The organism is Pseudomonas sp. R1-1 (assembly GCF_051132135.1).
Classification (GTDB): Bacteria; Pseudomonadota; Gammaproteobacteria; order Pseudomonadales; family Pseudomonadaceae; genus Aquipseudomonas.
The window spans coordinates 1,610,426-1,625,046 of the sequence record NZ_CP071663.1 but is presented as its reverse complement, the minus strand read 5'-3'; the positions used below and the strand labels follow the sequence as shown (position 1 = coordinate 1,625,046).

General features: G+C 61.4%; 6 protein-coding genes. 1 reads left to right on the top strand and 5 read right to left on the bottom strand.

Annotation, left to right across the window (positions count from 1 at the left end):
- Positions 1-29 precede the first annotated feature (29 nt).
- The 5 genes from astB to J3P75_RS07410 form a co-directional block, all read right to left on the bottom strand.
- Positions 30-1,376 carry an N-succinylarginine dihydrolase gene (astB, locus tag J3P75_RS07430; protein WP_434596144.1) on the bottom strand — a complete coding sequence of 449 codons (1,347 nt, stop codon included), beginning with the start codon at positions 1,374-1,376 and terminating at the stop codon, positions 30-32.
- Positions 1,377-1,513: 137 nt separating this feature from the next.
- Positions 1,514-2,980 (bottom strand): succinylglutamate-semialdehyde dehydrogenase, encoded by a 1,467-nt coding sequence (gene astD / locus J3P75_RS07425; RefSeq protein ID WP_434709803.1) that lies wholly within the window; start codon positions 2,978-2,980, stop codon positions 1,514-1,516.
- Positions 2,977-4,005, bottom strand: coding sequence for an arginine N-succinyltransferase (astA, locus tag J3P75_RS07420; protein ID WP_093099208.1), 1,029 nt, complete (start codon positions 4,003-4,005; stop codon positions 2,977-2,979). Before astA ends, astD begins: the two co-directional genes overlap by 4 nt.
- A 51-nt stretch (positions 4,006-4,056) precedes the next feature.
- Positions 4,057-5,076, bottom strand: coding sequence for an arginine/ornithine succinyltransferase subunit alpha (aruF, locus tag J3P75_RS07415; RefSeq protein WP_059404897.1), 1,020 nt, complete (start codon positions 5,074-5,076; stop codon positions 4,057-4,059).
- A 228-nt stretch (positions 5,077-5,304) separates the two neighbouring features.
- Positions 5,305-6,525 carry an aspartate aminotransferase family protein gene (locus J3P75_RS07410; protein WP_434709802.1) on the bottom strand — a complete coding sequence of 407 codons (1,221 nt, stop codon included), beginning with the start codon at positions 6,523-6,525 and terminating at the stop codon, positions 5,305-5,307.
- A gap of 304 nt (positions 6,526-6,829) precedes the next feature.
- Here J3P75_RS07410 and J3P75_RS07405 point away from each other — a divergent pair, with 304 nt between their 5' ends.
- The gene (locus J3P75_RS07405; protein WP_434709801.1) at positions 6,830-14,614 is read left to right on the top strand and encodes a dermonecrotic toxin domain-containing protein; all 7,785 of its coding nucleotides are present in this window, start codon (positions 6,830-6,832) and stop codon (positions 14,612-14,614) included.
- The last annotated feature ends 7 nt before the right edge of the window (positions 14,615-14,621 follow it).

Genomic DNA, 14,621 nt, shown 5'->3' with positions numbered 1-14,621 from the left:
CGCGCTGCGGTCAAGCGGCGCGCCGGCGATCAATTGATCTGGAAGGGATAAACCGCGCCCAGTTTAAGGATTTGCGTCAGTTCATCCAGTGCCGTCCGGCATTCAAGCAACAACTGCGGGTCCGCCAGATCGCTTTCGCTGAGGCGGTCGCGGTAGTGCTTTTCAACCCATGCGGTCAACGAACCGTACAACGGTGGCGTCATGATAACCCCTGGGTTGACCGCCGCCAGTTCCGTTTCGTTGAGCGCCACGCGCAAGCGCAGGCACGCCGGGCCGCCGCCGTTCTGCATGCTCTGCTTGAGGTCGAAGACTTTCACTTCGCGGATCAGACCGCCGGCGCTGGTCAGGCTTTGCAGATACGCCCAGACGCGCTCGTTGGCCTGGCACTCTTGCGGCACGATCAGCAGCATCGAACCGTCTGGGCGCGACAGCAACTGGCTGTTGAACAGGTACGAGCGCACCGCGTCATCCACGGTGACCGCCGAACGTGGCACGCACACGGACTGGAACTTGCCACCGACCTTGGCCAGTTTGCTTTCCAGTTCAGCGAGCATTTGTTCGGTCTCGAGGAACGCGTCCTCGTGATAGAACAGCACTTCGCCGTTACCGACAGCGATCACGTCGTTATGGAACACGCCCTGATCGATCACGTTGGGATTCTGCTGGGCGTAGACCACGCCGTCTTCACGCAGACCGTGCAGACGCGCCACGGCCTGCGATGCTTCGAGGGTCTGCCGCGCCGGGTACTTCTGCGGCGCCGGGTAACGGTTGTCGAACGCACTGCGGCCGAACACGAAAAACTCGACGCCTGCCTCACCATATTCACGGCAGAAACGCGTGTGGTTGGCCGCGCCTTCGTCGCCGAACTGCGCGACCGCTGGCAGGGCCGCGTGATGGGCGAAGTGCTGCTGATTGGCGAACATCGCCCCGAGCACACGGCTGGTGGTCGGGTGTTCGATGCTGCGGTGGTATTTGCAGTTGAGGTTGGCGGCGGTGAAATGCACGCGGCCGTCAGCGGTGTCAGCGCTCGGGCTGACCGTGGCGGCGTTGGCGACCCACATGCTCGACGCCGAGCAACTGGCGACCAGCAGCGGCATGGCTTCCTTGGCGGCGCGCTCGATCACCTGCGCGTCAGTGCCGCTGAAACCCAGACGGCGCAGCGCGGCCACATCCGGACGTTCCTGCGGCGCCAGTACGCCCTGCTGAAAGCCCATTTCCATCAGCGCTTTCATTTTCGCCAGGCCTTGCAGCGCCGCTTCTTTCGGGCTCGAGGACTGCTGGCTGTTGCTCTGGGAGGCAACGTTGCCGTAGGACAGACCACCGTAGTTATGGGTCGGCCCCACTAGACCGTCAAAATTGACTTCGTAGGATTTCATCAGCGAGGCTCCACGTGAATCTGTTGTTATAGGCTTCGAGTAACAATGAGGTACACCGCGTCGCGGCTATCGCCAGCAGGCTGGCTCCCACAGGGAAATGCATTCCAGTGTGGGAGCCAGCCTGCTGGCGATGGGCATCACGCCATCTTCACGCCGGGCGTCAGGGCGGCAGGCAACACCAGGCTCGGGGTTTCCAGCGACGCCACCGGGTACGCGCAGTAATCCGCGGCGTAGTAGGCGCTGGCACGATGGTTGCCCGAAGCGCCGACACCGCCGAACGGCGCGCTGCTCGCGGCGCCGGTCAGTTGCTTGTTCCAGTTGACGATGCCGGCGCGGCTTTCCAGCCAGAACTGCTGGTAACGCGCTTCGGAATCCGACAACAGGCCGGCAGCCAGACCGTAGGCGGTGTTGTTGGCTTCGACGATGGCGGCTTCGAAATCGACGTAGCGAATCACTTGCAGCAACGGGCCGAACAGTTCTTCGTCGGGGCGCTCGGCGACTGCGGTGACGTCGACAATGCCCGGCGTCAGCAATGCCGACTGGGCTTGCGGCTGAGTCATTTCCAGCAGCGACACTGCGCCGTTGGCCAGCAAATGCTCCTGAGCATCCCTCAGCGCTTTTGCCGCGCCGAGGGAAACCACCGAGCCCATGAACGGTGCCGGCTGCTGATCGAACGCGCCGACTTCGATGGTCGCACTGACGTCGACCAGACGTTTGAGCAGGCTGTCGCCCCACGCGCCTTGCGGCACCAGCAAACGGCGCGCGCAAGTGCAACGCTGGCCGGCGGAGATGAACGCCGATTGAATGATCGTGTAAACCGCGGCATCCAGATCGGCAACCTGATCGACTACCAGCGGATTGTTGCCGCCCATTTCCAGCGCCAGGATCTTGTCCGGGCGACCAGCGAATTGCTGATGCAGATGGTTGCCGGTGCGGCTCGAACCGGTGAAGAACAGACCGTCGATGCCCGGGTTCGCCGCCAGGGCGATGCCGGTTTCCCGCGCGCCTTGCAGCAGGTTCAACACACCGGCCGGCAGACCGGCTTCGATCCAGCACTTGACCGTCAGCTCGGCGACTTTCGGCGTCAGCTCGCTCGGCTTGAACAGCACGCTGTTGCCCGCCAGCAGCGCCGGCACGATATGCCCGTTGGGCAAGTGGCCGGGGAAGTTGTACGGGCCGAACACCGCTACCACGCCGTGCGGCTTGTGGCGCAACACGGCGGTGGCGTCGCCCAGCGGGCCACTCTTCTCGCCAGTACGCTCACGGTAGCTCTGCACCGAGATAGCAATCTTGTTGACCATGCTGGTGACTTCGGTCGCGGCTTCCCACAACGGCTTGCCGGTTTCCTCACCGATGGTACGGGCCAGCTCGTCAGAATGGTTTTTCAGCGCGGCGGCAAACGCTTCGAGCACAATGATGCGCTCGTCCAGCGAACGCCGCGCCCAGCCCGGAAATGCCTGGCGCGCGGCTTGCACGGCGGACTCGACCTGCGCCGTGGTGGCGCCCTCGCCCGACCACAGCACTTGCTGGGTCACCGGATTCAGCGATTGAAAGGCTTCGCCCTGACCGGCCAGCCATTCACCTGCGATGTATAGCGAATTCATTGTTTCGACTCCCGTGCAGCGGACAACGCCACGGCGCGAACCTGATCGCCGGCGCTGAGTTGAAGACGTTTGGCGGTCTGCGGATCGACCACCAGCGTGCCGGCGGCCAGACGCGCAGGCGCCGCGGTGATGCGGCAGTCTTCGCGTTTGCGGTTATGGATGATGAACGGCGTGGCGTCGTCGCCCGGCGTACCGACGGCCAGCACCAACGCTTCGCTGTCGCGCACCGCGCGGATCTTGCCGGTTTCGCATTCGATCGCCGGGCCGGCGTCGAAGATATCGACGTAACCCTGATAGCTGAAACCTTCGCCCTTGAGCATCGCCAGCGCCGGCTCGGTGTCCGGGTGGACCTGGCCGATCACGTTGCGCGCATCCGGCGAGAGGAAGCAGGTGTACAGCGGGAATTTCGGCATCAGTTCGGCAATGAACGCCTTGTTGCCGACACCGGTCAGGTAATCGGCCTGGCTGAATTCCATCTTGAAGAAATGCCGGCCCAGGCTTTCCCAGAACGGCGAGCGCCCGGCGTCGTCGGATACGCCGCGCATCTCGGCGATGATCTTGTTGCCGAACAGCTCCGGGAACTCGGCGATGAACAGCATGCGCGCCTTGGACAACATGCGGCCGTTCAGACCGCTGCGGTAATCGGCGTGCAGGAACAGCGAGCACAGCTCCGAGTTGCCGGTCAGGTCGTTGGCCAGGAACAGCGTCGGAATCTCACGGTAGATGTTCAATTCCTGCGAGGCGCTGACGGTCAGGCCGACGCGGAAGTTGTACCACGGCTCACGCAGACCGACCGCGCCAGCGATGGCGGAAATCCCCACCACACGGCCGTTGTCGTCTTCGAGCACGAACAGGTAGTCCGCATCGCCACGGCCGGCTTCGCCGCGGAAGGTCTTCTCGGCCCAGCCGACCCGGTGGGCCAGACGTTCTTCGTTGGCCGGCAAGGTGGTGAGGCCGGTGCCGGTGCTGCGGGCCAGGTCGATCAGCGCGGGTAAATCGCTGCTGCGTACGGGACGAACAATCATGCTATCTCCTCAAACGGGCCGCTCGCGCCACCCGTGAAACTCGCTAAGGCGTTAAACCGCCACCAGGCGCACGCTGGCACCTTCACCGACGCCCAGGGCTTCGGCCGCTTCCAGATCCAGAGTCACCGGTTTGCCCGGCGCGTAATCCAGCTCGAGCAACACTGCGCGGTAATCCTGCAACTGCGCATTGGCCACCAGATACTGGCGCCCCGCACCTTTGACCGGCTCGCCGATCTTCACCGGCACCACACGGCTCTGGGCGATCGAGCGGATCCCGGAAACCCGGGCGTGCAGGGTCGGGCCACCGTCGAAAATGTCGATGTAGTGATCGGTCTCGAAGCCTTCGCGCATCAGGATGTCGAAGGTGATCTGCGCCCGCGGGTGCACCTGGCCCATCGCTTCTTGCGCGGAGTCCGGCAGCAGCGGCACGTAGATCGGGTAATGCGGCATCAGCTCGGCGAGGAACGTGCGGCTTTTCAGCCCGCACAGGCGTTCGGCTTCGGCGTAGTTGAGGTCGAAGAAGTTGCGCCCGATGGCATCCCAGAACGGCGAGTCACCGTTTTCATCGCTGTAACCGACGATCTCGGTCACCACCGAATCGGCAAAACGCTCCGGGTGGCTGGCGACGAACAGCAGACGGCCACGGGAATTGAGCTCGGCCCAGGGCGATCCGACCAGCTCGCGCTGCACGTAGAAACTGGTCAGCAAGCTGTTGCCGGTCAGGTCGTGGCACTGCGAGAGCACGTGGATCTTGTTGTGGATCTTCAGCTCGCGCGAGGCGTGGACGAAGGTCTCGTTGCGGAAGCTGTAGAACGGCTCCGAATAACCGGCCGAAGCGACAATGGCCGAGCAACCGACCAGCTTGCCGGTGGCGGAATCTTCGAGGACGAAGAAATAGCTTTCCTCACCGTTGAAGCTCACTTCGGCAGCAAACGACGCTTCGCTCGCGGCGATCTTGTCGCTCAGACGTTCCACGTCATCCGGCAAGGAAGTGACACCAATCGGGCTGTCCGCAGCCAGACGCTGTACCTCGCCCAGATCAGCCATTTGCGCGGGGCGCATCACCAGCATGGTGTCACTCCTTTTCTCTTCAAAAAAATCACAGAAGTAAATATCCCGAACTGTCTCTGATTCAACTCAGAGTCAACTGTGGGAGCTAGCCTGCTAGCGATGGCGTCGTGTCAGACAACAAAGATGTTGGCTGTCAGGCCCCCATCGCCAGCAGGCTGGCTCCCACATTTGATCCAGTCTGGAACAAAATTTGATCGACGCCCGTATCGTCGGGCGTCGACGGGTCCATCAAGCTTGCGTCAGTGCAGCAGCGGCGCGTTCGAAGCGGTCGAGACCGGCATCGATATCGGTGTCTTCGACCACCAGGCTCGGGGCGAAGCGGATCACGTCCGGGCCAGCCTGGAGGATCATCAGGCCTTCTTTTTCAGCGGCGTTGAAGATGTCTTTGGCCTTGCCTTTCCAGGCGTCGTTGAGCACGCAACCGATCAGTAGACCGAGGCCACGCACCTGAGTGAACAGGCCGTATTTGGCGCCGATCTGCTCCAGACGCGACTTGAACTTGTCATGCTTGGCGTTCACACCGTTCAACACTTCTGGCGTGTTGACCACATCGATCACCGCTTCCGCCACCGCGCAGGCCAGCGGGTTGCCGCCGTAAGTGGTGCCGTGAGTGCCAACGACCAAATGCTTGGCCAGCGCTTCGGTAGTCAGCATCGCCGCGATCGGGAAACCGCCGCCCAGGCTCTTGGCGCTGGTGAGGATGTCCGGGGTCACGCCGTAATGCTGGTAGGCGAACAGCTTGCCGCTGCGGCCCATGCCGGTCTGCACTTCGTCGAACACCAGCAGCGCGTTGTTCGCGTCGCACAATTCACGGGCGCCTTGCAGGTAAGCCAGTTCGGCCGGCAGCACGCCGCCCTCGCCCTGGATCGGTTCGAGCACGACCGCGCAGGTCTTGTCAGACACCGCCGCTTTCAGCGCCGCCAGATCATTGTAGGGAACGTGGGTGATACCGGTGATTTTCGGGCCGAAACCGTCGGAGTACTTCGACTGGCCACCGACGTTGACGGTGAACAGGGTACGGCCGTGGAAGCTGTTCAGCGCGGCGATGATTTCGTACTTCTCGCTGCCGAAGCGGTCGAACGCGACGCGACGGGCCAGCTTGAATGCGGCCTCGTTGGCCTCGGCGCCGGAGTTGCAGAAGAACGCACGCTCGGCGAACGTGGCGTCAATCAGCTTGTGCGCCAGGCGCAGCGCCGGCTCGTTGGTGAACACGTTGGACACATGCCACAGCTTGTTGGCCTGCTCGGTCAAGGCACCGACCAGCGCCGGGTGCGCGTGGCCCAATACGTTGACGGCAATCCCGCCGGCGAAGTCGATCAGCTCGCGGCCGGCCTGATCCCAGACCCGGGAACCGGCGCCACGCACCGGAATGAAAGCGGCAGGCGCGTAGTTGGGAACCATTACCTGGTCGAAATCGGCGCGTTGTACCGCAGCGTGCTCAACGGACATCGGAGTCTCCTGAAAAGGAACACTCGCCGGAAACTGGCGAGCGATTGGGGGGATTGTAAGGACAGTTTTGTGCCCGGCCTTGCCGCCAAGCGACAACTTCTTATAGCGCAAACCCCGGATTTTCCCGGGTTTACGGCAATGCGACATATACCGTCGCAAAGGCGCAGTTTACCGGGCGCGGCCGATTTGCGGCAGGCCGCGCAGAATAGCAAGTCAGCCCCGCGCCAAAGATATAAATATGTACCGCACGAAGGGCGCGCTCTGCTGGTTTGCTGGGGGTTCTTACCGACGCCAAGGAATGGCCATGCATTTGTCGCAAGCACACCCATCCGTCACCGCTGCTGACACAAACAACGAGCAACATGCGGATGAACATTATCAACCGCTCAAAGAGGCAATCCCGCAGTGGCTGGGCAACGCCTCCGCAACAAGGCGCGAAGCACTGAAGAACAGCGTCCCGCTGCTGCCCGATGCGCTCAAGTCGGCCCCCGCCGAACAGCACGCGCTAATGAAAAGCCTCACTGGCGCGCACATTGATGCGCAGAGCCAGGTCGATAAAGCGCTGGAGCATCTACAGGACGCTGCGGCCTTCGCCGAGCCCTTGCTCAAGGCCGAACTGAAAAGCTGTTTCGATCTGGACCTGGATGTCAGAAACACCTTCGTGCGCCTGTACATCCCGGCGACCACCCCGCTGTTCCCGATCAAGACCGGCGCGCGGGTCTGGAGCGTTTCCCTGCTGGAGGCGGCGCTGCATAACTTCGAAGATCGGGAAACCTACGACAACGCCTTCGAGGCGCAATCGACATTCACCACGGCGCCGACGCCGACCGGGCAATTCGAAACCCTGCCCGCGATCAAAGCCCGACTGAGCGTCCCCGCCTTCACCCAGTTGTGCCGGCGGCTGGACATCGGCGCGAAATACAAAGCCAGCCTGGAAGACAACCTCGGCTATTCCGATCCGATGGTCGCCACGGTGCTGCGCAACAAACTCGACGCTAGCGAGAAAACCGCTATGAAAGCGGCCCTGCAGTGGGCGCGAATGAACCGCGATGTATCGGAAAGTGCCGTGCGCCTGGTCGAGGCCCTGCTTGATGGTATGAAAGGCCTCTATGTAAACGGCGCGCCTTTGCTCTGTCATGACATGAGCATGCTCTGCGCACCGCTGACCGGCATCGTCGTGTTCGCCCCCGACCTGTACCTCTCACAAAACAATGCGCGGGTCGTGGCGTATGTCCCGGATGACCCCGAACATCCGTTCAAGGAGTACACCTCGCCGCTGGAAATGATCGTCGAACTGACGCGTCAGCTGCGCTCGAAGGATTACCAGCGCTTCTTCAGCCGTTTCGTCAGTCACGAGCAACGCGGGTACTTCATCAGCACCCTCAACAGCCGTCTCAGCGAAATCAAGTGGCAACCGCATGAACCCGGCAGTTCCCTGCCGGCCTGGCGCGAAGCGCCGGTAGACCGGCCCGATCTGCAGACGGCGCTGGCGCCCTTCCATGACGACATCTGGCAGCACCTGCATCAGGCGAAACTGAACAAGGTCTTCAACGACGCCCGCTCCATCGCCGTGCCCACCGCAGTCGTCGACCAAAAGGCGCGCTGGGCGTTTTGGGACTCGGTGATCGAAATCATTTCCACGATCGCCCAGACCGCTGCACTGATCGTCGCGCCGTTTGTGCCGGTGCTGGGCGAAGCGATGATGGCGTACATGGCTTATCAGATGCTCGACGAAGTGTTCGAGGGCATCGTCGAATGGGGCCAGGGCCGTAACACCGAAGCGTTCGGGCATTTGATGGGCACCGTTGAATCGATAATCCAGCTGGGCATGTTTGCCGTGGGCGGCGCGATTGCATCGGGCGAGTTTCGCAAGGTCTTGCCCAAGGAAGTGGTGGCGTTCATTGATCGCTTCAAACCGGTGAAGCTGGCCAACGGCGAAACCCGCTACTGGGAGCCGGATCTCGAGCGCTACAAACATCCCGCCAGGCCGCCAGCAGAAGCCCAACCGAATGAACGGGGCCTGCACCCGCATCAGGGCAGGCAACTGCTGCCTCTCGAAGAGGCGCATTTTTTGGTAAAAGAACATGAGGTGCCCGGGCAGTACCGTATCGAACATCCGACCCGCCCCGATGCGTACCAGCCGGTGCTGCGGCACAACGGCGACGGTGCCTGGCACACCGAACTCGAACAACCCATGCAATGGGACGGCGAAACCGCTCTGCGACGCATCGGCCCTGCGGTTGAAGGTTTTACCCCGGCCGAGCGCGAAACCATTCTTCAGGTCAGCGGCAGCAGCGAAGATGCCTTGCGCAAGATGCACGTCAATCAGGAAAAGGTCCCGCCGCTACTGGCCGACAGCATCCAGCGCTTCAAGATCGATCAGCAGTTGCAGCGCTTTATCGATCAGCTCCACAGTGATGTAGCTGAAGATTTTCTACGCGCCGATCAGGTCACCCAATTGCAGTTGCTCAGCGAACATGGTCGCTGGCCGAGTGAGCAGCGCCTGCGCCTGATCGATCGCAACGGTGCGCTGCTCTGGCAGTCCAGCGCGGACGCAAGCCTGCCCCTGACCGAGCTGCGCCAGGACCAGTTGATCGGCGGCGACCTGTTGAAGACTTTGCTTACCACTCTCGACGAAGCGCAAATCAAGGCGCTGCTCGCCGAACCCTTTACCGCCAAGCCGCCCTTGGACATTCGCACCCAGACCCTGCGCAAGCAATTGGTCGGCCTCGCGAAGACCCACCGAAGTGCGCTGTTCGAATCGCGCTATCAAGCGTTGCAACACATTGACGATCCGCTGGCGCAACAGCTCAAGGCTCACAACCCCGACCTGCCGGCGAGCGTCACCCGCGAACTGCTCGAAACCGCCACCGGCAACGAACTGCTGCAAATCAACGAGGGGCAACTGCCAGCGCGTCAGCAGGAACTGATGCAACTGGCCAGTCAGGAAGTGCGCGTGTCCCGCGCCTATGAGGGGCTTGAGCTTGGCTCGGTGAATAATCCCGATTCCGACTCGCTGGCGCTGCACAGTCTCAAATTGCTGCCGGGCTGGAGCGGCGATGTGCGCATCGAAATCCGCGACGGTCGCTATGAAGGGCCGGTCGTTGACAGCATTGGTCGCGAAGACGCCCTCGAGAAAAAGGTCTTGGTGCGCAGCGATGACCAGCGCTATCAAGCCTTCGATGACCGTGGCCAGGAACTGCACTCGCTCAGCGACTTCTATTCCAGCGTGCTGTACGCGCTGCCCGACAGTGAACGCGCCAGCCTCAACATCGGAATTGGCCAGGGCCAGAACCTGAAGGCCGCCATTCGCCAACACAGGCTGGAGCGTCAAGAGCTGCGCGTCGTGCTGCATGAAGCGCCCATTCAGCCACCGATAACCGACACGTTACGTCTGTTGGGCAGCGACGGTTTTTCTCGGGTTGACCGCACTGAAAGCCTGAACAATGTTGCGCGCGCCCATCAGCAGGATATTCGCGCACTTTACCCGCGGATGACCGAACAGCAAATTCGCGCATTGGCGCAAGAGATGCGCGCCAGTGCATCCGGCCCGCGCGGGGAGATTCAGCGACTGCAGAACGATTACCTGCAATTGCAAAACGACCTGCACATCTGGGCCAACGATCCGCCCGCCAGGCATCCCGATACCGGCGCGGCGCTGACATCGCTGCAACAGCGCGTCGAAATCCAGAACCGCCGCTTGCTCAGGGAAGAAATCCTCAAGGGCTGGCGCCGCGAATACCCGACCGCGATCAATCAATACGGCATGGCAACCGGTCACGCCCTGCGGCTTGTACACCCGATCATCGGCGACTTGCCGGCGCTGTCGGCCGACCTCAGCCATATCACCGCGCTGACCCTGGATGGCAGCGCCACGCCGGGCTCTCTGGAAGGCTTTCTTCAGCACTTTCCCCACTTGCAGATGCTTGATGCACGCAACTTGAAATTGCCGGCGCTGCCACAGGTGTTGACTTCAATGCCATCGCTGCGCGAACTGCGAATGCGCAAATGCGGGCTCAGCCTGACGATCACCACGCAGTCGGTGCTGGCTTCCATGCCACAGCTGACCATTCTCGATCTTGCGGGCAACGCCCTGGGATTACCGCCCGATCTGCACACGATGCCTTCGCTGCGTTACGTCAACTTGTCCAACACCGGCATTCACAGCCTGCCCGACGACCTGCTGCACCATCCCCGATTGATCTCCGGCCAGTTCGACGGCAATCGAATGACCACCGTGCCAGACGCGTTTTTCAAGCTGCCGCCCTCGCTGAGCGATGGTTTCACCTTCGCGGACAACCCTTTGACGCCCGCCGCACGCGAACGCGTGAAACGCTTCCATGGCGCTACCGGCAGGCATTTCGGCGTCCGCCCGGAGCGGGCAGACCTGCAGCGCACCACTGCATTGTTTCCAGCGCTCGAGGAGGACCAGGCCACCGCCCTGCTGTACCGCTTGCCCGGAACACTGGCTGAAGGTCGCGCGCAATTGACAGTCTGGGAAACCGAGGTCAATCAGTTGAAACTGGAGCTCAGCCAATGGATCAATAAGGCCGCCACCTCTCACCTCGAAACGGGTGAACGCCTGCCTCACGCTGAGCAGACGCTTGAACTCAATGCCCGGCGCGCCTTTGCGCAGCAACTCGAGCGCTTCTGGCGTAGCCGCGATCAATTCACCCGCAGCGGAGAATTTGAAGCAACGGCCGAGTTCAGCGGAGACATGCCTGTGCTCAGCGCCAATTTCGAGCATGTCTTGCGACTCAAACTGACCGGCAGCGCCGATATTTCGGCGAGCTTGCCCTTCGTGGACGCCTTCCCGAATCTAGTCTCGCTGAGCCTCAATGGCTTTGATCTGAGCACTGACTCCCTGCCCGGGAGGAATTTGCCCCAGTTGACCGATCTGAAGCTGAAGAACTGCGGCGTGGTGATGACGCCCGAACATCAGGCCGAACTGGTTTCGCTGAACGCTTTGCAGACGCTGAATCTGAGTGACAATCCCCTGGGGACTTTCCCCGATCTGAACCTGTTGCCTGCGCTCACATTCATCGACCTGTCCAACAGCGGACTCACCGTTGTTCCGCCAGGTCTGGCCAGCCATCCGCAACTGCGCACTGCGGTATTGACTGGCAATCGCCTTACACACCTGCCCGACGCGATATTCGAGCTGCCTGCAGAACGCAGTGACGGCCTGTATTTTTCCGACAATCCGCTATCAACCGAAACACGGGAAAAAATCAAAACCTACTTCCGCACCCATCAACAGGATTTTGAAGTCAGAGCCGCGGACCAGGACGTCAGCCTGACCCGGCAATTGTTCCCGGAGCTGGATGAGCAAGAGGCCAGCGACCTGATCTATGACTTGCCGGGCAATCTGGCCACCGGTCGCACACAACTGCTGCGCTGGCAAGCGGAGCGGGCGCAGATGCAACTCGACCTCGACCGCTGGGTAATGGCAACCCCATCCACAGATCCGGCCACGGGGCGTGCGCCGACCGACATTGAGCGCGCATGCCAGCGCTCGGCACGATCGGCATTCAAGCAAGACCTGGAGACGTTCTGGCGCCAGACCTCCAGCGAGACCGGCCAGCGCAGCCTGTCCTTTACCGCAGATCTGACGTTCGTTGGCCAGTTGCCTCGCCTGAGCGTCGACTTCAGTCATGTCGCAAGCCTGAGACTGACCGGCAACGCAGCGATCGATGGCATCGGGGAGTTCGTGGCGTTGTTTCCCGAACTCCACACCTTGCAAATGAAGGATTTTGCACTGAATGAAATACCTGCCTTCATCGGCCAACTGCGCAGTCTCAAGAAGCTGCGCCTGGACAGCTGCGCGATAAGCCACACCTCAGCGGGCTATGACGTGCTGAAGTCGCTGCGCACGCTTACGCGTCTGGATTTGATCAACAACCCGTTGACCGTGGCCCCCGATCTGCAGACGCTTCCCGCAGTGCAGGATGTCTTTCTGCTCAATAGCGGTCTGACAGCCGTGCCTGACGGCATCGCCGAACACCCGGCACTGCAGACGGTGCACCTCAACAACAACCACATCAGTGAATTGCCGGAGGCACTTTTCAGCCTCACCCCCAATCGTGCTGACGGTGTGCGTCTGGCTGGTAATCCGCTTTCTGTGGCGGCTCGGGAGCGTATCAAGGCTTACTACGCCCAACATCATCGCAACTTCGGCATCACGCCCGCGGCGAACGATGTCGCGAGGGCGCGCAGAGTGTTTCCGCACCTGACCGACTACATGGCCGGCGACATGATCTATCGCCTGCCCGGCACATTGCAGGCAGGCAGTTCGCAATTGATGAACTGGGAAACTGAAATCACCCAGTTGCTCAGCGACCTTACGGCATGGCAGGAGCGCGTACCGAGTCATGATCCGACGCCAGGTCAACTGTGGAATGCCGAGCAGCGCGCCGCACAGCTGGATGCGCGGTCCCGGTTCAAGGAAGACCTCGAAGGACTCTGGCGCGGCAGTCGCATCGATGTGCCGGATCTACGTGCGGAAATATTCAAAGCCAAGGCTGCGTTTGCTGGCGAATTGCCCGAGCTCAGCGCTGACTTCAGCCAGATAACCCACCTGGAAATTCAAGGCAATCCACACTTGACGGTTCCCGATGGCTTTCTCGATTGCTTCACTGGCCTGGAAGGTCTCGAGTTGCCCGGGTTCGCTCTGGGCCGAATCCCGCGAGCGCTCGAAAGCATGCCAGCGCTTGAAACGCTGATGATGAGCCGGTGCAACATCACCCTCGATGCGGCCGGGCAATCCACCCTGTCGACACTGAGCCGCCTGACGTCGCTGGATCTTTTCAATAATCCACTGGGCCAGACGCCCGATGCCTCGGCACTGGTGAATCTGAGGTTCATCGACCTGATTCGTACAGGGATCGACCGTGTTCCCACCGGGTTGGACCAACTCCCGCACTTGCAAACGGCGCTGCTGAGCGACAACAACATCATCGAATTGCCCGACTTACTGGCGGCGTATGCCAACCGCGGCATCGATGTAGGCTCCAATCCGCTGTCGGCGACTTCGCGCGAACAGATCAAGGCATGCTACCTGGTCAAAGGCGACAACTTTGGCGTCTGGGTCGAACAGGCCGACATTGATCTGGCCCAGACGCTGTATCCCCGACTGAGCGGTTTCGACGCCAATAACCTGATCTATCGTTTGCCCGGGACATTGACGGACGGGCGCACCGAGCTGCTGCGTCGGCACACTGAGCTCAGCACGCTGCTTAACAAACTTGAGACTTGGGTGAATGCGGCGCCCGAAGGTCCGATTACCCACGGTGTGCCGGAAAATGAGCCACCGCGCGGGCAAGTCACGCAGCGCCGGCGCTTCAAGGACAATCTGGAAAAACGCCTGCGCCACTACCCGGTCAATGCCCTGGACGGCGACTTCACCTGCGACCTGTCCTTCACCGGCGAGCTGCCGCAAATGGCGGGTCGCTTTGACTACATCGACCAGCTGCGTCTGACCTCAACGGCAAGCACGCCCCCGCCAGTCGATGCCTTGCTGGCGTTGTTTCCCCGGCTCAGAGTGCTGGATATGCGTGATTACCCGTTACGCCGCATTCCGCCGGCGATCTTTCGCCTCGAAACACTGAGCAGCCTGAATCTGTCGGGTTGCGAGCTCATGATCACGCCGCTGACCGCCGAAGGGTTCGCAGCCCTGAAAAACCTTGGCTCTTTGGATCTGAGTCATAACAACCGACTCGGGACAGTCCCCGACATGATCCATTTTCCCGACCTTCAGGTGCTGAACCTGCGCAGCACCGGCCTGACCAGGCCACCTGCGGGCTTGTTCAGGCTCACTCGGTTAAGAAAGGCGGACCTGTCGAATAACAGAATCAAGCGGTTGCCTCTGGGATTCCCTTCGCGTCCCGACATCATGCTGACCGAGTACGATTTCAGCGCAAATCCATTGACGGCGGAAAGTCAGCAGCGCCTGGACAGTTACAACACGGCGCTGGGCGAGCGCAATCTCGAGGCGCGGATACCGAGTGCTTACGGCATGCACGAACTGGACGACTTTGTGGACTCGGATTTTTCCGATGGCGAGGAGCTCCCGCCGACCGGCCGTAGCTGAACTCTCA